This window comes from Dyella sp. OK004, from assembly GCF_900114495.1.
Classification (GTDB): Bacteria; Pseudomonadota; Gammaproteobacteria; order Xanthomonadales; family Rhodanobacteraceae; genus Dyella_D.
The window spans coordinates 790296-811770 of record NZ_FOZI01000002.1 but is presented as its reverse complement, the minus strand read 5'-3'; the positions used below and the strand labels follow the sequence as shown (position 1 = coordinate 811770).

Sequence of the window (21475 nt, the reverse complement as noted above, 5' to 3'; positions counted from 1 at the left end):
ACTCTCGGGGGAGTTGCTTTGAATCGCCTCAGTATCGTTTTGCCTGCCAAGAATGAGGCAGGCGCGCTCGGCACCTTACTGCCACGCCTGCGGGCCGCCCAGCCGGACGCTGAGATCATCGTGGTTGACGATGGTTCCACCGACAACACGCCAGAAATATGCGCATCGGTAGGTGTGCAACACCTTGCTTCACCCTATTCAATGGGCAATGGTGCCGCGATCAAGCGTGGGGCTCGTGCAGCGACTGGCGACCTTCTGGTCTTCATGGATGGCGATGGGCAGCACGATCCGGCTGACGTTGCCCGCTTGCTTGAGCGACTTAATGAAGGTTATGACATGGTGGTCGGTGCACGTGACTGGAGCAGCCAGGCCGGCGTTGGTCGAGGAGTGGCCAACACTATTTACAATTGGCTCGCCACTCGGATGACTGGACATGAAGTGGCTGATCTCACGTCGGGGTTCCGCGTGGTGCGCGCGGACAAGTTCCGCGAGTTTCTTCACCTGCTGCCCAATGGCTTTTCTTATCCGACGACCAGCACTATGGCGTTCTTTCGCAGCGCCTACGCGGTGGCGTATCTGCCCATCAAGGCAGCGCAGCGAGTAGGAAAGAGTCACATCAAACCATTGAAGGATGGCATCCGCTTCCTGCTGATCATTTTCAAGATTGCGACGTTGTATTCGCCGCTGAAGTTGTTTGCGCCAGCAAGTGCGGTGTTCTTTCTATTGGGACTTGCGAACTATGCGTGGACATTTAGTCATGGTGGGCGGCTGACCAATATGAGCACTTTGATGTGGAGTGCGGGCGTGATTGTATTCCTGATTGGGTTGGTGTCTGAGCAAATTACAGCACTGACTTATCGTCGAGATGCGTGACCCAAATGCATAGGTGTCTGGTTTTTGTTATTGGCACGCGTGCTCAATTGATCAAGGTTGCACCGGTCGTTGTTGCATGCGAAAGGCTCGGGTTGTCAGTAACCCTGCTTATGACAGGTCAACATCAAGAAACGATGCAGGATCTGATCGATGAGTTTTCGATCAGGTCGCCGCAGGTGTCGGCAATGCCGGCTTCAGAGCGTTCTACAGTTAGGTCCTTGCTGTACTGGCTTCCCGTCGCCTATCGCGGAGTGGTCAAGCAACTAAAGCTGTTGGCAAAACCAGGTGTGCCGCTAGACGTGCTTGTTCATGGCGACACACTTTCTACGTTGGTTGGGGCTGTGGCTGGTAGACGTTGTGGTGCGCGGATTGTTCATTTGGAGAGTGGTCTGAGTTCCGGAAGGATCTTTGACCCCTTTCCTGAAGAACTCTGCCGCCGGCTGGTGTTTCGGATGACTGATGTCGCCATGTGCCCGAATGCGCAAGCAGCCGACTATATGCGCCTTCATCATGACGCTCTGGTCATTGACACGAAAGGCAACACCATCATTGATGCGGTCATTCTGGCCGGTGCAGTTTCTGTAGGTCGAGAGACCAATCATCCGTACCTAGTTGTATCGCTGCATCGCTTTCAGAACATATATGTTGCTCAGCGATTGTCTGACTTGGTGGCTCTGGTCGAGCGTCTTGCCGAAAGCTACCCGATTCATTTTGTCTTGCACCCGGCCACCAGGCGGCGTTTGGAAGCGGGCGGTTTCATGGCGCGACTTTCCAATATGCCCAATCTGAATCTCATACCGCGTATGGGCTATCGCGACTTTCTCAGGCTTGCCGCTGGTGCCGCTTGCGTACTCACGGATGGGGGATCCAATCAGGAGGAGCTGGCGGCTCTCGGTGTTCCTACGCTGGTAATGCGAGAGCGAACGGAGCGCCCGGATGGGCTTGGAGCCAATGCAATTATGGAGGCCGGCATTGCTGAAGGTGTCGTCCAATTCATCCACGAAGGGCGTTTTGTTCAATTGCGTCATTCGATCATGGATATTCATCGAGATGGGCCGTCGCACCGTATAGCCGAGTTTCTTGCCGACGAAGGCTCGCAATACCTTCAGGCCAATTCATGAACGTGTTGTTCGTGGGGAAGCGTTTTTATACAAATCGTGATGCTCTAAGAGAGCAGTTTGGTCGGATCTATCAGCTGCCAGTGCATTGGGCGCGCAGTGGTGTGCGCACGAAGCTGTGGCTCCTGGATTATCACACGCGCGAAATTCATAGACTGCGTGACGGCGATCTTGAGATTGTCTCCACTCCGCTACTCGGTTGGGCTGGTCTACGACAGTGGGGTATCGAAGCTCTTGCCAGTCAAAAGCCGCAAGTGGTGGTGGCCAGTGGTGACTGCTATATCGGTCTGATGGCCTACCGGTTGGCGAGACGTTTAAGAGCGCGCTTCGTATTCGACGTGTATGACAAATACGACGAGTTCGCCGGATATCAGCGCTTGCCGGGTTTTGATCTGTTCGACTATCTCTTGCGTCGTTCTGATAACCGATTGTTTGCGAGTCAGTCGTTGATGGAGCGCGTTGGGTATCAGGTAGGACGTGATCTCATCGTGCCTAATGGTGTCGACCTTAGAAGGTTTTGCCCTCTGGATATGCAAGAGAGCCGGAGGATGCACGGCTTTCCCGAAGAGGCGATCTATATCGGTTATTTCGGCAGCATGGAGCAGGATCGGGGCGTTGATGATCTGGTAGCCGCTGTACGAGGATTGCGCAGCGAGGGCGTGGATATTGAGCTGCTACTCGGCGGTAAGCCTCGACCCGACATGGATCTTCAGCAGCCGGGTATCCGTTACGTCGGTAACGTGCCATTTGAGCAGGTGCCGACGATGCTGGCTTGTTGCAACTTACTCTCGGTGCCTTATCGCCGTTCCGCCATCATGGATGCAGGGGCCTCCAACAAAATAGCCGAGGCGATCGCATGTGGTCGGCCGCTTGTGGCGACGCGTACCCCTAATTTCATGGATAACTTTCCGTTACAGGCCGCGCAGCTTGGCCCACTTCTAGCGGAGCCGGGCGACATAGTCGACTTGCAGCGAGTCATTCGCGAGCAGGTGGCGAGACGAATTACGGTGGGCCTTCCCGAAGGCATGGACTGGCCTGCTATTGCAACGACCCTGGCGGTCGATTTATCACTTGGGCAAAGCCGGCTCAGTGGTGAGGGAGTAAGGCAGTGAGTCAGCTGCGTAGCGTAGTGTGCGTCATAGGGACTCGCCCAGAGGCCATCAAGATGGCCCCGGTAGTGGCAGCATTGCGGGCAACGGATTGGGCACGATGCGTTGTGGTGGCAACTGCCCAGCATAGGAATTTGCTTGACCAGATGCTTCGGCGATTGGAGGTTCCTGTCGATCATGATTTGGATCTCATGACGGCGGGACAGGCTCCGACAGACCTGATTGCCCGCATGTTGCCCGCGCTTGACCGCGTATTAGTAAAGGAGCACGCCAGCATTGTTCTGGCGCAAGGCGATACCTCCACAGTTTTGGCCGCTGCGCTCGCTGCCTTCCATCGGCAAGTTCCGTTTGGCCATGTTGAAGCCGGCCTCCGTACTCAGGATCTTGATCAGCCTTTTCCCGAGGAAGGGTATCGACAGATGGTAGCGCGCATTGCGCGCTGGCATTTTGCTCCCACTTCGGGGGCGGCTGAACACTTGCGTGCGGAAGGCATCTCTGCTGCGGGCATCCACGTCACGGGCAACACAGGCATCGACACATTGATGCACACCGTACACAAGCTGGGGCCTGCACCGATCCGACAGGGCCGCACAATTCTGCTTACCGCTCATCGGCGCGAAAACTTCGGGTTACCGTTGCGGAACATCTTGTCGGCGGTGCGTGAGTTGGCCGATCGTTATACCGATATCGAAGTCCTCTACCCGGTGCACCCCAATCCTAATGTGCAGGAGTCCGCTCGGAGTGTTTTGGCGAACCATCCCCGAATCAAGCTCTTGCCGCCGCAGGACTACTTCGATTTCGTCGATCTAATGCGCCAGTCCACACTGATCCTCACCGATAGTGGCGGTGTACAGGAGGAAGCGCCTGCACTTGCCAAGCCGGTGCTGGTACTAAGAGAGCAAACGGAGCGGCCAGAGGCAGTGCAGGCGGGTGTGGCGAAATTGGTCGGCACAGATACGAAGCGAATCGTGATGGCTGCTGTGCATCTGCTTGATGATGCATCTGCTCATGCGCGTATGGCTAAAGGGGGATCGCCATATGGTGACGGGAGGGCAGCGGCGAGAATTATTAGCGAACTGGCCTGACGGTATGGGTGCCCGGTGTTGATGCAGAGAAGTATTCAGCTACGGGATTCATCTTGAAGATATAGCGCGTATCTGGTGTCTTGCCGCGCATAGGAATCCGCAGTCGTTCTATTAGAAATTTGTGATTGGGCTCGACGATTTGTTGTGCGCGTAGATTCAGGTTTAGGCATCGCAGTTTGTCGAACTTAAGCAATAATTTTGTTTACGCTCTTTTCTATCCTCCCTCAGACTATAGCCGAGCATGTCAGAGTCCACGCTATCCCAAATAACAACGGTCATACCAACTTACCGACGTCCGCGTTTGCTACGGAGGGCTATCGTCAGTGCCTTGCAGCAGGAGCCGGTAAGCGTTCGGGTTCGAGTGTGTGACAACGCATCAGGGGATGACACGGGGAAGATAGTGGCTGCTTTGACCCAGTTGCACCCTCAAATCGAATATCACTGTCACTCACAGAATATCGGGAGTGGCGCAAATTTCGAGTTCGGAGTACGCAATATCGAGACTCCATTCTTCTCACTGCTATCGGATGACGACTACTTGCTTCCCGGCTTTTATCAACGCGCGCTAACTGCGCTGAATGCACATCCGCAGGCGATGTTCTGGGTCGGAATTACCCTCAATGTCGATCCGGAGGGGGTGATCTGGGATGCCCGCGTCGAGCGGTGGTTGCGGGATGGGGTATTTTTTCCGCCAGAAGGGGCGCTTGCAATGACCGCCGGCCTGGCGCCAGCTTGGACTGGAATCGTGTTTCGTCGTGAAGTACTGGAACAGGTTGGGTTTTTAGATCCGGAAGCCCTAAGTCCCGGAGATCTCGATTACACCCTACGCCTAGCTGCGAGATACTCTTACGTGGTCGAAAAGTACCCATCCGCGGTGTTTACGCTCAACACTCAATCGGCCAGCGCAACGCAACCTCTCTCGTCCTTTTGGCCAGGGTGGCAGAAGATGTTTCGGAATATTGAGGCGCTTGACATGCTCAGTGTTTCGGATCGTGATCGTCTGCTTGCGGCGTTACACGCGGATGCTCGGCGCATGCTTTTTAGGCGTGGGGGAAATGCGCTGGCCTCCGGCCGTTACGAATTCGCGCGCGATGCGGCCCTTGCTTTGGATCGGGACTATTCAAAGACTTCGCGGGCAAATGTACTTCGAGCGTTGGCCGTTGTATGTGAGAGAGTTCCTGTTGCACAACGTGTTTTGACCTTAATTTACCGGGCCATCGAGCGACGAATGGTGCGGTCACGTCAAGGCTTGCGAGCGCGTTACGGTCATCTGCTTCAGCCTTAGTAATCAATATTAGTGCTTAGCGTTTTGCGGATAGGCGCCAGACATAGCTTAGTAACAGTTGTCTGACTCCGCGAGAAGACGCCGTCGCCGCTATAAGCGTAAGCAAGCCTACCGTAGCGAGCCAAACTACTCCGGCCAGATTGCGGCCCACATCTGGCCGCAGCCATTTTGCAGATAAGACGACGAAGGCTGCTGCTGTGATGGGGGGCAAGATGTCGTGCATGTACCAACTCCGTAGCTGGCCACGCAGTAGACGTCGATGCATTAGTGGAAGGCCAAGGAAGAGTCCACCAAGATTGATCATCAACCATGTCGATGCAGCACCAACCATGCCGTACCATTTGGTCGCAAATATATATATCGGGATAGCTATCAACACGGATGCTAGATTGCTTAGCATCGCCAACGTGGTCCATCCATGAGCCAGTTGTAGCGCATAGGGAATGTTCATGATTCCGTTCACTGCGGCGCCGGCAAACAGTAACGTCAAAGGCAGTGCGAGCTCGGACGACAAAGCTGCATTCCCGGTCCACAATTGCAGCACGGCTCCCGAGTAAACACAGATTAGCCCCGCTATGGTGGCAACTAATACCGCCAAGATCTGGCTGGCTAGGTGATAGAGCTTGGTTAGTTCCTGGCTTTCATTGCCAGCGGCGAACCGGCTTAGCCTAGGGTAGATCGCGTTGAACATCGGCTGGACGAGTCTACCCAATCCGCCGCTGATGGTAAGGGCGACGGCGTAGCAACCAAATTCCCGAAGTGGACGTAGCGCAGACATGGATAGTCGATCGAGCTGGCTTAATAGCAGACCCAGCGCGGTGACTGCGAAAACACCGAGTGCGAAATGACGTGCTGCCAACACTTCTTTCAGATCGAAACGCGGTGGTTGCGCAGTAGGGGGGAGGTTCCGCCACAATAGCCATCCGGTACAGGCGGTTTGTGCCGCGGCGACGACAGCATGCCAGCAGAGAAAGCCCCTAAGGCCGGTGTTAGTAAAGTACAAGACTGGTATCACGCCTGCATAACGCAAAGTCGCGAATATCATGACCAACATATTGAGACGTGGCTGTTGTTCGAGGCCGGACAATGTTGCTGCATAGAAACTTGTGGGCCATAGCAATGCCACCACTAGGCCAATGAATTTCACAGCAGTGGATGCGTCGGCGCGTGCCAATTGTTGGGGGTTGAGCCAGTAAGTGGATATTGCATCACTTGCAAAGAGGATCGATGTTGCGATGATGATGGCCATGGGCCAGATCAGCCACTCGAAGCTACGTATGAGCTGCCGAATGCTGTCGCGCCGCGCGGAGTCATGGGCGCGCTGAGCTAGTTCGCGATTTAGAAAAACTCCCGCACCTAGATCCAGCAGAAGTGACATGGCCTGCAAGCTCAGCATGAATGCAATTAAGCCGAACTGTTCGGTACCTAAACTTCGCAGGTACATGGGCACGAAGGCAAATCCCATGAAGGCGACCCATATCTGACCGACGTAGTTAGCCAAGACGTTATTGCGCAGACGTGGCATCGCTCAACGAGAACCCATGGTTAGGCTGATAGCGCAGGTGAGCGCTGCGCAATCAAAGTGACGGAGTCGAATTGCTCGTTATCGAATTTGTCGGTCGTCAGTAGAGTTTTGCTAAATCCAAGGCGGTTCAGTGTGCGAAGCACCATTGGTAAGTTATAAACATGCAACTGCATGGGCGGTTCGCGAAGGGGGCGTCCACGCATTAGATTGCGGGCCGTATTCAATAGCGGCAATTTGTAGCGAAGCTTCACCAGTGATCGAATCAACGGTGAGGCATTGCATGAATAGAGGATTTGAATAGCAATAAAACCATCTGGGCTAATCCTGTCGGCCAAAGCCTCGATGATGGCTTGACCCCGACGAGGGTCGATATGTGCAAACACGATATGTGAATGGATCAGGTCGTATTCGCCCCGGACTTGGCTTAAATGATCGTCAGAGCGAAGTAGTTTGACGTTGTTGATAGCATGGATCTCACAGTTTCGATGTGCCTCAGTCAGCATCGCGGTGGAAACATCAACGCCCGAAGCGTGTTGGCTGCGGCGTGCCAGCGGAATCAACAATCTGCCCACCCCACATCCAAAATCTAGGGATCTGTCGGGTGTGAATTGAGGTTTGAAGTGCGCCCGAATCGTATCGAGTAGAGATTCGATATGTCTCTCGCCTGACAGGAAGAAGGCGTCGCGGCTCTCATTCGAAATGTTTTCAGCACGAAAGCTCTCGTGGCTTAGTACGCCGAAGTATGGGTCATTTCGTCCCCAGTTTTCCCAGTCGTGGTCAGTTCCCATATCTATGCCCCATCTGTCTATTAGCGCACTCGCCGAAGATAACCACCCGGCGCTACTGTGATTAGAAGCTTTGCTTCGATATCCGCATCTACCTCAAATTCTGGGTGATTCGCAAGGAAGGCGGTCGTCGCGGTCCTGGGATTGTTTCCCTTTCCCCATGATCTGTTGTCGAACATTTCAGCCGGCATATCTTCGATGAGGGTGTCAAAAACGACGCAATAGCTCTCCTTACCGACCAGTGGAGCATAAGCCTGCAATTCCGCGAGAACGTGTTCGTAGGTGTGATTGGAGTCAAGTAACACCAGCACGCGGTTGTAATTCCCGGCTATCTGGTGGACCTTGGCGATGACGTCAGGAGCGACGGATGACCCTTCGATCATGTCGATTCGATGTGCCATCGGATGCGATTCGATGGCAGCGCGGTTGTGCGGTCGGATATCAATATCTATGCCGAGTACGCGGCGACGTGGGGCCCGAGGGTCTATGACGGTGCCCGCAGTAGTCGCGTCACAATAATCGAGCATCGCAAGCAGCGATGCGCTCATGATCAGCGATCCGCCATGGGCGATGCCGGTTTCGATGATTAAATCCGGCTTAATGCGCCAAACTAGCTCTTGAATTGCTGCCATGTCCTGTGGAAACTGGATCAATGGGCGTCCCAGCCAAGTGAAATTGTACGCATATTTGTGGCGTGTGATCTCCCTAAGCCAGATGCGGGATAGTGCTTGCACATCCGTGTCCTGCTTTAGACCGGCAATGTTTCCGGCTACTTCAGCCTGAAACTTTTCAATCTCATTTGTCACTTAGGAAATCCTTCCAATAGATGGATCTTGGGCGTATGTAGTCGATCCCAGTAGGACCAACATTGGCGACTAGGTCGAGTGCCGAAACATATGGTGTGAATTCCCCGTGGAGCTGCGGATATGGGATCTTCGCGTAATTCATATATTCGACGCGCACGTGGGCTTGCTCAAATAGTTCGTGGTCCAGGTAGTGACTGGCGCCGTGGCCGGTGAGGTAGGTGCCGCCAGCGAGTGACTGTACGATATCGAGGACTCGCTGACTGCTGGAGCCACCGATGCCCATGGTCTCAGAGCTTTTGAATTCGCGCTGATGGTCGAGGCCAAAGTAGCGGCATAAAGCCATCTGAGACGAGGCGCTCAGGCTGCCTATATTCTCGTGATCGTGCCCATACACGGACTTTACGAGGTCCAACATGTCATCCCGGTAGCGGGCGGCGGTATATGCCTCAGCAAGCAATTGCAGGTGATCCTGACGCCAGTGGCGCTGATAGTCGATGCCGACCTCGTTGATGCGCTGCCCCAAGTGCAAGTTGGCCAGGGGAACGGTCAACCAGCGAACTCCCTGTGCTGTCTTGATTTGAACCCGATTGACAAAGCTTCCTTTGGAGAATTGCACATCTGGGTAACACACGAACACATCGGTCGCCCGGATTTGTTCGAGCATTCCGACCCAAGGAAATAACATCGGCTGTGAAATGACGACGATCATTCGCTCAAGAATCGTTCCATGACCAATACGTCGTGGTACTGACCGTTGAAGTGGAAATGCTGCTCCAGTCTTCCGACTTCGCGATAACCACTTTTCCTATAGAAGCTAACGGCTCGTTCATTGGACGCAAGTACCTGCAGAGTCAGCTTGCGCAGCCCTAGTACCTGGCGAAGATAGGGCTCGAGTAGCTGGCAAGCCTCCCGCGCCAGGCCGTTTCCTTGCGCGCCGTGGGCAAGACAGATGCCGAGTTCGCCGACCTCGTTGTATCGGTCGATGTTCGCGATCTGCAGATAGCCAAGCACTGCGTCGTCGACTCGTGCTGCGGCAACGAAGAAAGACATCTCCTCGCGGGAGGTTCGCTCGGAAAGCCAGTGGCGTACCCTTTCTATGGAATTGGGTTTGGCTCGAGCCATAAGCAGTGCCTGCAACTCGACATCGTTGCGAAGGAGGGCAAGATCCTGGAGGTCGGATTCGCGCCACTCCCGCAGTACTAGTCTCTCCCCTTGGAGCATGGTATTCCTCACAGATAGAAGTAATTCAAGTTGCGCTGGGTGAGCGATGGAATATCGGCCATGATCGCCTTTGCATGAGCAGGATTGATGCCGACGAGGATAGTGTCGATGTCCATGGGCAGCGCGTTGGGCGAGAGTATGGGGCGTGCATTGAATTCCCTACCCTGGAGGTAGGGATTTTGGTCGAGATGGCAGTCGACGCGCTCCGGATAAGCGAGATTTGCTGAGATGAACGCGCCATAGAATCCTGCGCCGTAGATGGCAATCTTGTGCTTGCCGGCCAGTGTGGCCTCATATGCACGCACCTTGCTAGCTGCTCCCTGCCAGTAATCGGCCAAACGCTGTAGCCCGGTATGCGTTTGCTCAATGCCCTGAATGGATATGGTCGATGTTGAAACGACTGTCGTAGAGGACCTTCTGGCCACGATCACCAGGGCGCCGCGATGTGCTCGCTCATCGATCTCCAGCAACTCTAGGCCCGCATCAGCCAGCAGGCGTTTGATCGAGAGGGCAGTAAAGTGGTTGCAATGGTCGACCACGATGAAGTCGGCAATATTTCCGAATACATCAGGAACGACGCCATAGAACTTTCCCCCTGGTTTGAGCAGGCCCGCGATCGTGCGCATAGTCGCGGCTACCGCTGGGATATGCTCGAGGGAGAAGAATGAGGTCACGATGTCAAAGTGGGAGTGCCATTCCGGCTTGATATCGTTCACCGCCCAATGATCGGGGTGTACGAACTTCTCCCAAAATGGAACGTAGCGGGCACTGACATCGAACAGATGTGGCTTGACGAGGGAGGAGGTGGCGCAAAGCGCACGAATGGTCGAGCTCTTGGCGCAGCCATAGTCGAGCAGGTTCACGTCTCGCTTGAGTCCGAGTTTTTCGAGCAAGACCTTGACCTGATGCTGCGTCCGGTAAAACGGCTTGCCGTCACGAACCTCGTAGATCTGATCCTCTTCTTCGCTATCGATCAGGATGTCGTACTGTGCGTCGTAATACGCGTCGACGTCGGAAAGCGCCTGTGTCTGCAGATGGCCACAGACGCCGCAGGCATATACGGAAGTCGCCACCGGATGGATCCGGCATAGCGACGTCAGCGACCTATCGCTTTGAGATTTGTAGAGAGGGGCGTCGAGCCGGCTATTGCATACCGCGCAGTGAATGATTTCCATGAATGCCCCTAGTCGGCACACAGTTCTGGGTGGATCTGCCTGAAGTCCACGCCGGCGGCAAATGATCCTTTCCAGCCATGGGCCATGCCTACAGGATCGGTGAAGTTGAAGTAGCGGAACTGCATCGACCAGCGCGACCTGTTGCTGCGGTTGTAACCGGACGCATGCAACGTGAGGAAGTCCACCACGATCAAGTCACCGGGCGACGGTAGTGGGGAAATTATGGGGTATCGCGATAGCAGGCTTTCCTCATCTTTCAGATGAAGAGCGTAGGCGCCGCTTCTCCCGCTTCCGTCGCTGCCTTTTGTCAGCACCGGCGCCGGGCCATCGGTATGCGAGCCTGGGCAGAATTGAACTGGCCCCAGTTCTGGCGTGATCCGAATCAGAGGGCTCCAGAAGACCAAGCCGTCCAAGCTTCGCAGTTGCGCTGGGTATTCCTGATGCCATTGGGCCCGGTAGCGGTCTTCGCTAGGATTGTCGATGCGAATGCCATAGCCGCCCGCGGCGACGGCGGGAATCGAGCCGGGTCTGAGTGACTGAAACAGGTCTTCATGCCTGGGATCGGCAAGCAAGCGGATGAACGCCGGAATCTGCTTGACTGCGTCATAGACTTCGCCCCCGTAGGAGCGGTCGCGTGCGATCAGGGGTTGAAACCCGACATCGAAATGTTCGGGCGTGAAAGCCGGCCGAGTGTCTGGGATACCGTGCCGCTTCATTACCTGACCGATCACAGCGTAGATCGCTTGCTGGATAGGCAACAGCTCCAAGGGGAGATCGTAAAAGCCCGGTATGACCAGCACACCGTTGCGTCTGAACTCGTCCATCTGCTCATTGGATAGTGGCTTGCACGAGGTCACGCGGTCACTCCCTTGACGTGGCCAGCTACCACGCGTGCGACACGGGCGATGTCCTCGTTCGATAAGTCGTGGTAGCTCGGCAGGTTCAGTGCACGCCGCGTCAGCGAATGGCTGACGGTGTTCCCTGGACGTGCGTCGAATGAGGGAAGCGTAGAAAGTGGCCAGAAAAATACTCTTCCATCGATATTGTCTGCCTTGAACGCAGCAAGCAAAGCCTCTCGATTGAACGGCACCTCGTCATCGATAACGATGGTTGGCATCCAATATCCATTGCGAGTGCCGGCTGGCTCGGGATTCATGGACAAGGGGAGATCCTGCAATATCTGGTGGTACTGTTCGAAGACACGCCGCTTGGCCGCCACCAATTCTTCGATGCGTTCGATCTGGGCACAACCCAAAGCGGCTTGCAGATTCGATATCTTGTATTTGAAGCCGACACGCGCCGCCCAGAATTGGCGCCTTTCGCCGCGAACGCGACCGTGATTGGAAAGAGTTAGCACACGCTCGTACAGACTTTCGTTGTCGGTGACAAAGATGCCGCCTTCGCCGGTAGTGATGGTCTTGGTGCCATGGAACGAGAATGCGCCAAATATGCCCATCGAGCCGGCCCGCCGGCCATGCCAGGAGGAGCCGATGGCTTCGGCTGCATCCTCGATCAGATGCAGGTCGTGACGCTGTGCGATATCGGCCAGCGCATCCATGTCGCAAAGATTGCCGTACAGGTGCACCGCCAGGATCGCTTTGGTGCGTGGCGTGATCGCTGCCTCTACAGCAGCCGGGTCGAGACACCAACTGTCCGGCAGCACATCGACCAGTACCGGCGTGGCCCCAAGATGGACGATCGGAGCAGCTGAGGCGATCCAGTTGATATCGCCAAGGATGACCTCGTCGCCCGGCCCGATGTCTAGCCCGGCCATGCCCATATGCAACGCGCCGGTGCCGCTGGATGTGGCAATGGCATAGCGACTTCCCAGGTGTTCGCGGAACAGAGCCTCGAATCGATAGATGTAGTCGTAGCAGCGCTCCCCCCAGCCATTGGCGGCCGCATCAGCCGCATACGCGGTCTCGCGTTCGGTGATCGAAGGCTTGGTGTAGTGGATGCGCGAGGGCAGCTTGTCGCTCATGAAATCACCATATGCGGGACGGCGGTCGCGAAACGCCCGCCCCATTCGCGAATATAGGCCAACTGTGAGGTGATCTCCTCACGCAGATTCCAGGGCAGGATCAGCACGATATTCGGCCGATCGGTGCGCAACTGCTGCTCGGCCACGACCGGAATACGGGAGCCGGGCAGGTATCGCCCCTGCTTGTGCGGCGACGCGTCGACCACATAGGGCAGCAGATCCGGTCGCACGCCGGCATAGTTGAGCAGCGTATTACCCTTGGCCGCGGCACCGTAACCTATGACTTTGCATCCCAGGCGACGCTGTTCCAGCAGGAACAAAAGCAAGCCATCCTTTACTTCGTCCGCTTGGGTCTGGAATCCTCGGTAATAATCCAGCTCGAGCATGCCGGCGGCGCGCTCTTCGGCCAAGACCGCTGTGACTGCGTTGGTATTCTGGTGATGGCTAGTGTCGTGTGACGCCCATATGCGCAGTGAGCCGCCATGGGTTGGAAGCTGTTCCACGTCCCATATTCGCAATCCGTGCGTGGCGAATACGGTGCGTACGGTGTGTAGTGAGAAGTACGAGAAGTGTTCGTGGTAGACCGTGTCGAATTGGCGTTGCGCAACCAGTTGCTGCAAATGAGGGAACTCGATCGTAACCGTGCCCTGTGGTGCCAGAGCAGTGGCCAGGCCTGAGACAAAGTCATTGAGGTCGGGAACGTGTGCCAGCACATTGTTGGCGACGATCAAGTCGGCTTTGCGGCGCGATGCGACAAAGTCCTGTGCGAAGCGCTGCCCGAAGAATTCACTGATGGTTTCGATGCCTCGTTCGCGCGCAGCTTGGGCGGTGCTGGCAGTCGGTTCGATACCGATGCAAGGAATGCCGCACCCAGAGACATACTGGAGCAAGTAGCCATCATTGGAGGCAATTTCGACTACAAGGCTGTCTGTGCTTAGGCCGAGTCGTCTTACTACGGTGTTCACATAGTGTTCGGCATGTGCCAGCCACGACCGCGAGTACGACGAGAAGTACACATAGTCCGGCGAAAAGATGGCAGCGTGCGATTGCACCTCATCTACTTGCACCAATAAACAGGTCGGGCAGGTATATAGCTTGAGTGGAAACCATGTCTCTGGCGCAGCAAGCTCTTCACGGGTAAGGAACGCATTCGACGGAGGCGCTGTGCCGAGGTCGAGGAATATCTGACTTTCTTTGCCACGCGCAGCAGTATCGCCGTCGACATGGGTGTCATCGAGTCGGGTTCCGCAGAAGCGGCACTTCATAGCTGAATTCCTGTAAAGCTATCGTTGAGCACCGGTGCGGAGCGATCGCGCTCGGAGACCTGCGCAATGGGCAGTGGCCAGCTGATAGCCAATCGAGGGTCATTCGGGCGCAACCCGCCCTCATGGTCTCGACTCCAGGACGCCGTATGCATATACAGCAGCTCTACGTTGTCGCTCATCGCCTGGAAGCCATGAGCAAAACCTTCCGGGATGAATACCTGCGTTTGGTTGTCCTCGGTCAGCTCAACCCCGTGCCACTGTAGGAATGTCGGTGAGCTCGAACGCAAGTCGACCGCAACATCGAATACACGACCGCGGACGCAGCGAATCAGCTTCGCCTCTGCCGCAGGCGGCCACTGAAAGTGCATGCCGCGCACGCTGCCGCGTTGGAAGGTGGTCGACAAGTTGACCTGGGGGAAATGCAGGTCTGGACGTATCGGTGCAAGTTCGGTCTCGCAGAACAGTCGTAAAAAGCGACCACGCTCATCCTGGATCGGCGTGGTTTCGATCAGCATTAGGCCCGACAGTGGTGTGGCTCGGAACTTCATACAGTCCAGTCCAGCCGGGCGGCGCGGGCTGCATGGGTGTAGCTATGAAGATTTGCGGTACTTAGTAGTTCGTTGCGCTCGTAGTAGGCGCGATACCACTCGATAGTGTGCCCAAGTGTATCTTCCGCATTCCATATGGCCCGCCAACCTAGTTCCCGCTGGGCCTTCGAACAGTCGAGCTGAAGAGTTTTCGCTTCGTACGGATGGTCACCAGGTTGTGGCTCAACCTGCAGCCCAGCCCATTGGGCTTGCATTTGCGCAGCCAATGTCCCGACAGACATGGTCGCGTCGGGTGTCGGACCGAAATTCCACGGACCCTCGACCTGCTTGCCAGCGAGCAGGAGCTGCCCGAGACGAAGGTATCCCGAAAGTGGCTCGAGGACATGCTGCCAAGGGCGTACGGCATCCGGGTTGCGGATCCGTAGAATCTGCTTGCTGGATGCAGCCCGCACGATGTCGGGCACGAGCCTATCTTCGGACCAGTCGCCGCCACCGATGACGTTGCCGGCGCGGGCCGTCGACAGCAACGGCCCTGTTTCCGCGAAGAAACTCTTGCGATAGCAATCTGAAAGAAGCTCTGCGCAAGCTTTCGATGTGCTGTAAGGATCGTGCCCTCCAAGAGGATGATCTTCCCGGTAGCCGCCGTCGGTTACCTGTTCTAGATAAACCTTGTCAGTCGTAGCATTGACTACCGCTTGCACGGAGCGTGTGCTACGAACCGCTTCCAATAAGTGCATCAGACCCATGACATTGGTATCAAATGTGAGCAGGGGCTCCCGATAACTACGCCTTACCAGAGGTTGGGCAGCCAAATGAAAAACAATCTCGGGTTGGATCTGTGCTAACGCTCGGTGGACGGAGGGGCCGTCTCGCAGATCAACGCGTAGATCATTTACCTCATTGAGATCGAGCAATGACCAGTGTGCGGGGGCGGTATCAGGCTCAAGTGCCAGGCCAGTAACCTTCGCGCCTAGCGTGACCAGCCAAAGGCAAAGCCACGATCCCTTAAAGCCGGTATGCCCGGTGACCAGAACTCTGCGTCCAGCGTAGGCGCCGCCAAACATAGTATTCAAGGCCAGATCTTCCACGGGGCGTGACCACTTTGCCAAAGCTCTTCAAGCTTGATCTTGTCTCGCAATGTATCCATCGGCTGCCAGAAGCCGTCATGGGTATATGCGGACAGCTGCCCATTGCGGGCCAGCTCTTCGAGCGGCTCACGCTCCCAGATGGTGCTGTCGCCCTCGATATAGTCCATGACGCCAGGCTCCAAAACGAAGAAGCCGCCATTGATCCATGAGCCGTCACCCTGCGGCTTCTCTTCGAAGCGCGTAATGCGATGGTCTTGGATGTCCAATGCGCCAAAGCGCCCAGGCGGCTGCACGGCACATACTGTCGCAAGTGTTTTCTTTGATGCGTGAAATTTGAGCAGGGCTGATATATCTACATCAGCCAAGCCATCGCCGTAGGTAAAGCAAAATGACTTCCCATCCAGATATCGTGCGACGCGTTTGAGTCGCCCGCCTGTCTGCGTTTGGTCGCCGGTATCAACCAGGGTGACTCGCCAGGGTTCCGCGTGCCGATGGTGCACCTCCATGTGGTTGCTCGCCAGATCGAAGGTGACGTCGGAGGTGTGCAGAAAATAGTTAGCGAAATATTCCTTCACCATATAGCCCTTGTAGCCAAGGCAAATGATGAAATCGTTGATTCCATGCTGCGAGTAGATCTTAAGAATGTGCCAAAGCACGGGGTTCCCACCGATGTCGATCATCGGTTTGGGCCGAATGATAGTTTCTTCGCTGATCCTGGTTCCCAGGCCACCGGCGAGGATGACTGCTTTCATAATGGTCTAGTCCACAGGCGATCAGGTGGGGTGCTCAGCGGCTGGATACATAAAGAATAATCGGTTATTGCCCGGATATCGCAAGCCTGAAGCGGCAGTTGCCTTGGCATGGCACGCGCGCTCGATTGTGACTTGGGGCGAGGGGGCGCTCATCGTCTATCCAGCTGGGTATGGAGTTCTTGAAGCGTATTGTTTAGTCGGCCACCAAGATTCAGGTGAGCTAATTGTTCCAGAGCCTGGTTGGCTTGGTCGTTGCGGCCGGTCGCAATCAGCATCCTGATTTCTGTAATTCTATAAGCGGGTTCGCTTGGATTCGAAGTGATTGCTTGCTGGGTCAGGCTTAAGCCAAAAGGGTAGTCGTTGAGGACGTTCCAAGCATAGTCGGCGTAGGTGGACAGCAAGCGTGCACTGGGGTTTGGGTGAGAAACGGCGGCGGTGAGCGCTTCAAGCATGCGTTCCCTTGGTAGATCACATCGATGTTCGCGCACACATTGGACCAGCGCAGCGAGCGAACTCTCATCTTGCACGCCCGGGCGAAGATTCTTGAGCTGACCGATCATTGAGTTCCACCATGAGTCTTTCACGGGGAGATGCATGTGGGAGTTCATGAAGATAAGGGCCTGCTGCGGAAGGATGGATGATCCGGGCAGCGCGATGGCTCGCTCCAGCGGTGCATAGGCCAGTTGCGTAAATGGTGATGCGGGGTCGTAGTGCGAATAGATGATGTAGGTGCGACCAAGTTCGTATTGGGCTCGAGGTGAATGAGGGGCGCGTGCGGCGAGTTCCTGCGCCAGAGCTAGAGGGTTGCTCCATGACTGTGCAGTCAAGGCCGTCATGGCGATCCACAACAATGTCAGGCAAACAAGCAATGCCTGGCGTGGTAGGACCAGAATGGGAGCTGTTTCATTCGATGAGGTTGCATCGCTAGCGCTTGTTGCTGCCAGGATCGTTCTTTCAGGTGGGACCGCCGCTAGTAGCGGTACAAGTGTTAATAGCAGGCCTAGGCTGGCAAAGTAATTGCGATGCTCGTAAATGAGTTCCAATGGCAGGATGGTCGCAGTTAACAGCTGACCGGCAAGGAACAGTGCGATGCCTAGCGCTGCGACAGGCTGACGTGCACGCCACCAGAAAACCAATGCGGCAAGACCAATGAGAGCAATGAGGCTCGCCAATGTGGTCCATGGAGTCAGCAAACTAGTCGAGACGCGGAAGTCATCGTGATAGAACGACAATACTTGCGGCGTCGGAACGAGCGTCCAGCCGATGTAGTCGACGACAATCCTGGCTTCGCTGAGCAGGCGGGTGCTCAGCGTGAAGCTGCGGCCAGCCCAGGCCTCGGGTCTCACTAGTCCTGGTAGCAGCCATATCAGGCCAACGATCAACGGCAGAATCAGCGCAATCACAAACAATGTGACGATACGCAGATCTTTGCGGTGGCAATTCTCTGGTTGCTGATGGGGGAGATTGAAGCGGAACAATATCCATTCGGTCAGCAGCGCATAGAGCGGAAGCATCACTGCCGTTTCTTTGGCCAACAAGCCGGTTGCTGTTGGTACGATGACGCTAGTTACACATAGCCAGAATCCTGGGCGACCAGCGCCCGCAAGCATGCGCTGGCGCCCTGTTACGTAGCCCAGTAGCCCTAGCAATACGAACAGATTCGCCAAGCTCTCCATGCGTTGGACCACGTACAGCACGCTGGTGAGATTGATCGGCAAAAATAGCCACCCTGCAGCGATCAGAGCCGCAGTAATACTGCTCTGGCGTGATGAGTTCCTTTTTTGAACAGCTTCAAGTGCGCTGCCAGAGGAGTTGGTTTCTATGGATGAAGGGGCTGTCGCGAGTAGTCGTCGGGCCAGAATAAATACCAGCAATCCATTGATGAGATGAATGACCAGGTTGGTCAACTTCATCCAGAATGGATCAAGTCCGGTTGTTAGGTAGTTCGCCGCGAAGCTCAGCGAGGAAAGTGGTCGTTTGAATTCGCTGGCAGGCGAAGAAAGTGCGGCGCCTACTAGCGAAGGGAGACTTGCGTCCGAGGGTTGGACTCCGTGGTTATCGACGATATTAGGGTAGTCGTCGAACAGATACGCTCCTGACAGCCCTGGCCAGTAAATGAGTGCCGTGACTGTGATGGCTACAAGGGTTAGCCACCAGCCAGAAATTCTGAGTCGTCCAGTCAGGGTCATTTCGCAGATGGGTTCTTTGCGCGTTCGTCAGTGAGAAGTGTATTGCGTAGCCGTATCAACTCATTCTCCCAGTATTGTTGGTGCTGAAGTACCCAGGCATGGATGCGAGGCATGCCAAGGCCGGGCCGGTCTTCATGTTGATGATTGGCTTCGTAATGGTCGAGATGAGCCAGCCCTTGACTTGGGTAGCCTGAGGCTCCGAGTAGGGCGGCTTGGCGCAATGCGGCAGGCGCACGTACCTGTTGATCGAGTGCGCGATTGAAATCGGCCAAAGCGATGTCTGCATCACCTTGCTTAAGAGCAATTCTTCCTTGCAAGAAATAGAGATCCTGTCTCCGCCCGGGTAGCTTGACGAGGTTCGGGTTGGATAGCGTGGCTTCCAGCATCCGGGTAGCCGTTGTCAAAGTCAGCTCAGGACAGGCCGGTTGGCTGGACTGATCGATCGCTCGTTCGAACCAGCTAGTCAGCAGGCTGCCAGTATCGCGAGTAGTACGCAGGGCGCTAGTGGTGGCATCCAGCGTGTCAACATCCACATGACCCGTCAGGCAAGCTGCGGAAAATAGGTTCAGCGCAAGCTGGATTTGGTCCGGCTGTGTTGCTAGTAAGGGGCGAAGACGTGCGACGGCCCGTTCGGGATGACCTGCATTGGTTTCGGCCATAGCGGCGCTGGCCTGTGCGCGTGGCGAATCTGGATTGAGCGCGGCCCATAGTAGGGCCTGGTCATGACCGTTGCCCCATAGCTCGGAGCTGGCATGCGTCATGGTGGCGAGACAGATCAATAGTACGGTCGCCAGGGCAATTTTCAGCCAGCGCTGAATGTTTGAGGTGGGATGTGTGAGTAAGGCTGGTGAGTAAGGAGTAGATTGCTTGACGCTGCATAGCCATAGCGCCAATGGCCAGAACATCAGTGCCGCTGGTAGATAATTGCGATGCTCAAAATAGAGCTCCAGCGCAATCGTGCTGGATTCCATGGACTGCCCAACGAAATAGAACAGCACAGCTACGGCTACTATCGGCCAGCGCTGGCGATATAGCCATGCGCCGGCAATCAGTGTAGAGATCGCGAGTAATGAAGGCAGCGTTGTTGCTGGCGCCCATATTGAGGTTGAAGCACGGATTTGATCGTTGAACAGACCTGCTGTGAAAGGGCGTGGGAACCAAAGCAGCTTGAGGTAATCCACCAGGATGCGCGGCTCAGTCAGCAGTCGTTGCCCTAATGTCCAGGATCGGACTGCTGAGATGTCCTGTGTGAAGCCGTACCAGCCCGCGTATACCAAATAGCCTGCAATGAGCACGGTCGGAAACCATGCGAGTGGCAACATAGCGTGGCGATAGAACCGTAGCTGCTGTGCTGAGTCCTGCGAGGGGTCATCGCTGATCAACGATTGCTCGCGAGTGCTGCCGTGTGGGCGTTGTAGGTTGGCGTTCCCCGGCGCCTGTAGTATTACGTGCTCGATCAATAAAGCTAGCGCGGGCAAGAGGATGCCGTTGGCTTTGCTCAGCATGCCAAGCAGAGTTCCGCCACAAAGACCAATGATTATCCAGGCAAGGCCCAGATATCGCTGTCCTCTTAATATGATGGAGCGGCCATGCAGCCACAGAAGCAGACCCAGTAAGGTAAAGGTGGTCGGCAGCATGGCCTCGCGCTGCACGATGTATAGGGTGGTTGAAACAAATAAAGGATGTAGAAGCCAAAAGGCTGCACCCAGTACGGCAGCCGTCGCGATGCGTTGTGTATCGGTGTGGCTCTTTTGCTTGAGGAATGGCTCGAAACGCAATTGACCCAATCGATAGAGTAGCCCAGCAAGCAAGGTGCCGTTCAGCAGATGCAGCAGCAGATTAGTGCGCTTGAAGGGGTAGGGGGCAGCAGGCCAATCGTGCGCGTCGAGTAGAAAGCTCAAAAGCGCCAAAGGGCGGCCCGTCGGATCAGCCTGGCCTGAGGTTACATAACGCCAGAAGGTAGCCCAGTGGGAGATTGGCCCATCCGCGCCCAGTGCAGGCAGGTTGATGTAGTCATCGAACAGGAAATCGCCATGCAGGCCGGGCAAGTAGGCCCATGATGCAAGTGCGATCATTCCGGCCATAAGGAGCAAGATGGGCAGCGAGCGCGGTAACACATTCACAACCTCGAAAAAGAAGGGCCGCGCAAGGCGGCCCTTCGGATCATGCGGAAGCTAAGCAACTATTAGCGGCAAGCAGTCGGTAGGTACTTCGGGTCGACGTTGGTGCTGCCATTGGTGGACTTGCAATTCCAGGAAATGCTGCCCGCGCCGGTAATCGCCGAAAATGCCAGGACCTTTGTGCTGATCTTGCTATTCGCCTGATTACCGAATGTCGCCTTGATGATGCCGCTCGAGGCATCGACCTGGGTTACGTACTTACCAACAATCTGGGTCGCAGTGGCAAGACCCGCAGATGAGTTGATGGTCGGGAAATACCCTTTGTTGTTGTAGAACTCAGAGATGGCAGTCTTGGCGCCATCGGACAGCACGGAACCTTCAGACACCTGCGCACGAATCACATAGTCCTGGTAAGCCGGAATGGCGATGGCGGCCAGGATCGCGATGATCGCCACGACGATCATCAACTCGATCAGGGTGAAGCCTTTCTGGATGTTCTTCTTCATGGTGGTCCTCTGTATTTTGGTTAGCTAACCGTTGAATTGCCCCC

At 55.6% G+C, this 21475-nt stretch carries 20 protein-coding genes; 5 read left to right on the top strand and 15 right to left on the bottom strand.

Annotated elements, in window-relative coordinates; translation table 11 throughout:
• Positions 1 to 18: 18 nt before the first annotated feature.
• The 5 genes from BM338_RS10345 (at position 19) to BM338_RS10325 (ending at position 5470) form a co-directional block, all read left to right on the top strand.
• Positions 19 to 873, top strand: a complete 855-nt coding sequence (locus tag BM338_RS10345) for a glycosyltransferase family 2 protein (RefSeq protein WP_090450790.1) — start codon at positions 19 to 21, stop codon at positions 871 to 873.
• Between the two features lie 47 nt (positions 874 to 920).
• A complete protein-coding gene (locus tag BM338_RS10340; RefSeq protein WP_177229295.1) occupies positions 921 to 1994 on the top strand; it encodes a UDP-N-acetylglucosamine 2-epimerase in 1074 nt (357 codons plus the stop codon).
• Positions 1991 to 3103: a glycosyltransferase family 4 protein gene (locus BM338_RS10335; protein ID WP_090450788.1), complete on the top strand. Its 1113-nt coding sequence runs from the start codon at positions 1991 to 1993 to the stop codon at positions 3101 to 3103. The genes BM338_RS10340 and BM338_RS10335 overlap by 4 nt, the downstream gene beginning before the upstream one ends.
• Complete coding sequence (wecB, locus tag BM338_RS10330) at positions 3100 to 4185, top strand: non-hydrolyzing UDP-N-acetylglucosamine 2-epimerase (protein WP_343124155.1); 1086 nt, start codon at positions 3100 to 3102, stop codon at positions 4183 to 4185. The genes BM338_RS10335 and wecB overlap by 4 nt, the downstream gene beginning before the upstream one ends.
• Positions 4186 to 4426: 241 nt before the next feature.
• Entirely contained in the window at positions 4427 to 5470 is a 1044-nt protein-coding gene (locus BM338_RS10325) for a glycosyltransferase family 2 protein (RefSeq protein ID WP_090450787.1), read from the top strand.
• 16 nt (positions 5471 to 5486) lie between these two features.
• On the opposite strand, the gene BM338_RS10320 is transcribed toward BM338_RS10325, so the two are convergent.
• The 15 genes from BM338_RS10320 to BM338_RS10250 form a co-directional block, all read right to left on the bottom strand.
• Entirely contained in the window at positions 5487 to 6995 is a 1509-nt protein-coding gene (locus BM338_RS10320; RefSeq protein WP_090450786.1) for a lipopolysaccharide biosynthesis protein, read from the bottom strand.
• A 20-nt stretch (positions 6996 to 7015) separates the two neighbouring features.
• Positions 7016 to 7783 carry a class I SAM-dependent methyltransferase gene (locus BM338_RS10315; RefSeq protein WP_090450785.1) on the bottom strand — a complete coding sequence of 256 codons (768 nt, stop codon included), beginning with the start codon at positions 7781 to 7783 and terminating at the stop codon, positions 7016 to 7018.
• Positions 7784 to 7803: 20 nt separating this feature from the next.
• A complete protein-coding gene (locus BM338_RS10310; RefSeq protein WP_255367257.1) occupies positions 7804 to 8586 on the bottom strand; it encodes a cephalosporin hydroxylase family protein in 783 nt (260 codons plus the stop codon).
• Positions 8576 to 9295: a WbqC family protein gene (locus tag BM338_RS10305; protein WP_090450784.1), complete on the bottom strand. Its 720-nt coding sequence runs from the start codon at positions 9293 to 9295 to the stop codon at positions 8576 to 8578. Before BM338_RS10305 ends, BM338_RS10310 begins: the two co-directional genes overlap by 11 nt.
• A complete protein-coding gene (locus BM338_RS10300) occupies positions 9292 to 9807 on the bottom strand; it encodes a GNAT family N-acetyltransferase (RefSeq protein ID WP_090450783.1) in 516 nt (171 codons plus the stop codon). Before BM338_RS10300 ends, BM338_RS10305 begins: the two co-directional genes overlap by 4 nt.
• A gap of 8 nt (positions 9808 to 9815) precedes the next feature.
• Positions 9816 to 10982: a class I SAM-dependent methyltransferase gene (locus BM338_RS10295; RefSeq protein WP_090450782.1), complete on the bottom strand. Its 1167-nt coding sequence runs from the start codon at positions 10980 to 10982 to the stop codon at positions 9816 to 9818.
• 8 nt (positions 10983 to 10990) lie between these two features.
• On the bottom strand, positions 10991 to 11839 hold the full coding sequence (locus BM338_RS10290) for a phytanoyl-CoA dioxygenase family protein (protein WP_218156326.1): 849 nt from the start codon (positions 11837 to 11839) through the stop codon (positions 10991 to 10993).
• Positions 11836 to 12963, bottom strand: coding sequence for a DegT/DnrJ/EryC1/StrS family aminotransferase (locus tag BM338_RS10285; RefSeq protein ID WP_090450780.1), 1128 nt, complete (start codon positions 12961 to 12963; stop codon positions 11836 to 11838). The genes BM338_RS10290 and BM338_RS10285 overlap by 4 nt, the downstream gene beginning before the upstream one ends.
• A complete protein-coding gene (locus BM338_RS10280; protein WP_090450779.1) occupies positions 12960 to 14228 on the bottom strand; it encodes a class I SAM-dependent methyltransferase in 1269 nt (422 codons plus the stop codon). Before BM338_RS10280 ends, BM338_RS10285 begins: the two co-directional genes overlap by 4 nt.
• The gene (rfbC, locus tag BM338_RS10275; RefSeq protein ID WP_090450778.1) at positions 14225 to 14776 is read right to left on the bottom strand and encodes a dTDP-4-dehydrorhamnose 3,5-epimerase; all 552 of its coding nucleotides are present in this window, start codon (positions 14774 to 14776) and stop codon (positions 14225 to 14227) included. Before rfbC ends, BM338_RS10280 begins: the two co-directional genes overlap by 4 nt.
• A complete protein-coding gene (gene rfbG, locus BM338_RS10270) occupies positions 14773 to 15864 on the bottom strand; it encodes a CDP-glucose 4,6-dehydratase (RefSeq protein WP_255367256.1) in 1092 nt (363 codons plus the stop codon). Before rfbG ends, rfbC begins: the two co-directional genes overlap by 4 nt.
• Positions 15846 to 16616, bottom strand: a complete 771-nt coding sequence (gene rfbF / locus BM338_RS10265) for a glucose-1-phosphate cytidylyltransferase (RefSeq protein ID WP_090450777.1) — start codon at positions 16614 to 16616, stop codon at positions 15846 to 15848. Before rfbF ends, rfbG begins: the two co-directional genes overlap by 19 nt.
• Before the next feature lie 149 nt (positions 16617 to 16765).
• On the bottom strand, positions 16766 to 18805 hold the full coding sequence (locus BM338_RS10260; protein WP_090450776.1) for a hypothetical protein: 2040 nt from the start codon (positions 18803 to 18805) through the stop codon (positions 16766 to 16768).
• A complete protein-coding gene (locus tag BM338_RS10255) occupies positions 18802 to 20880 on the bottom strand; it encodes a tetratricopeptide repeat protein (RefSeq protein ID WP_255367255.1) in 2079 nt (692 codons plus the stop codon). Before BM338_RS10255 ends, BM338_RS10260 begins: the two co-directional genes overlap by 4 nt.
• Before the next feature lie 110 nt (positions 20881 to 20990).
• Complete coding sequence (locus tag BM338_RS10250; RefSeq protein ID WP_090450775.1) at positions 20991 to 21431, bottom strand: pilin; 441 nt, start codon at positions 21429 to 21431, stop codon at positions 20991 to 20993.
• Positions 21432 to 21475: the final 44 nt, after the last annotated feature.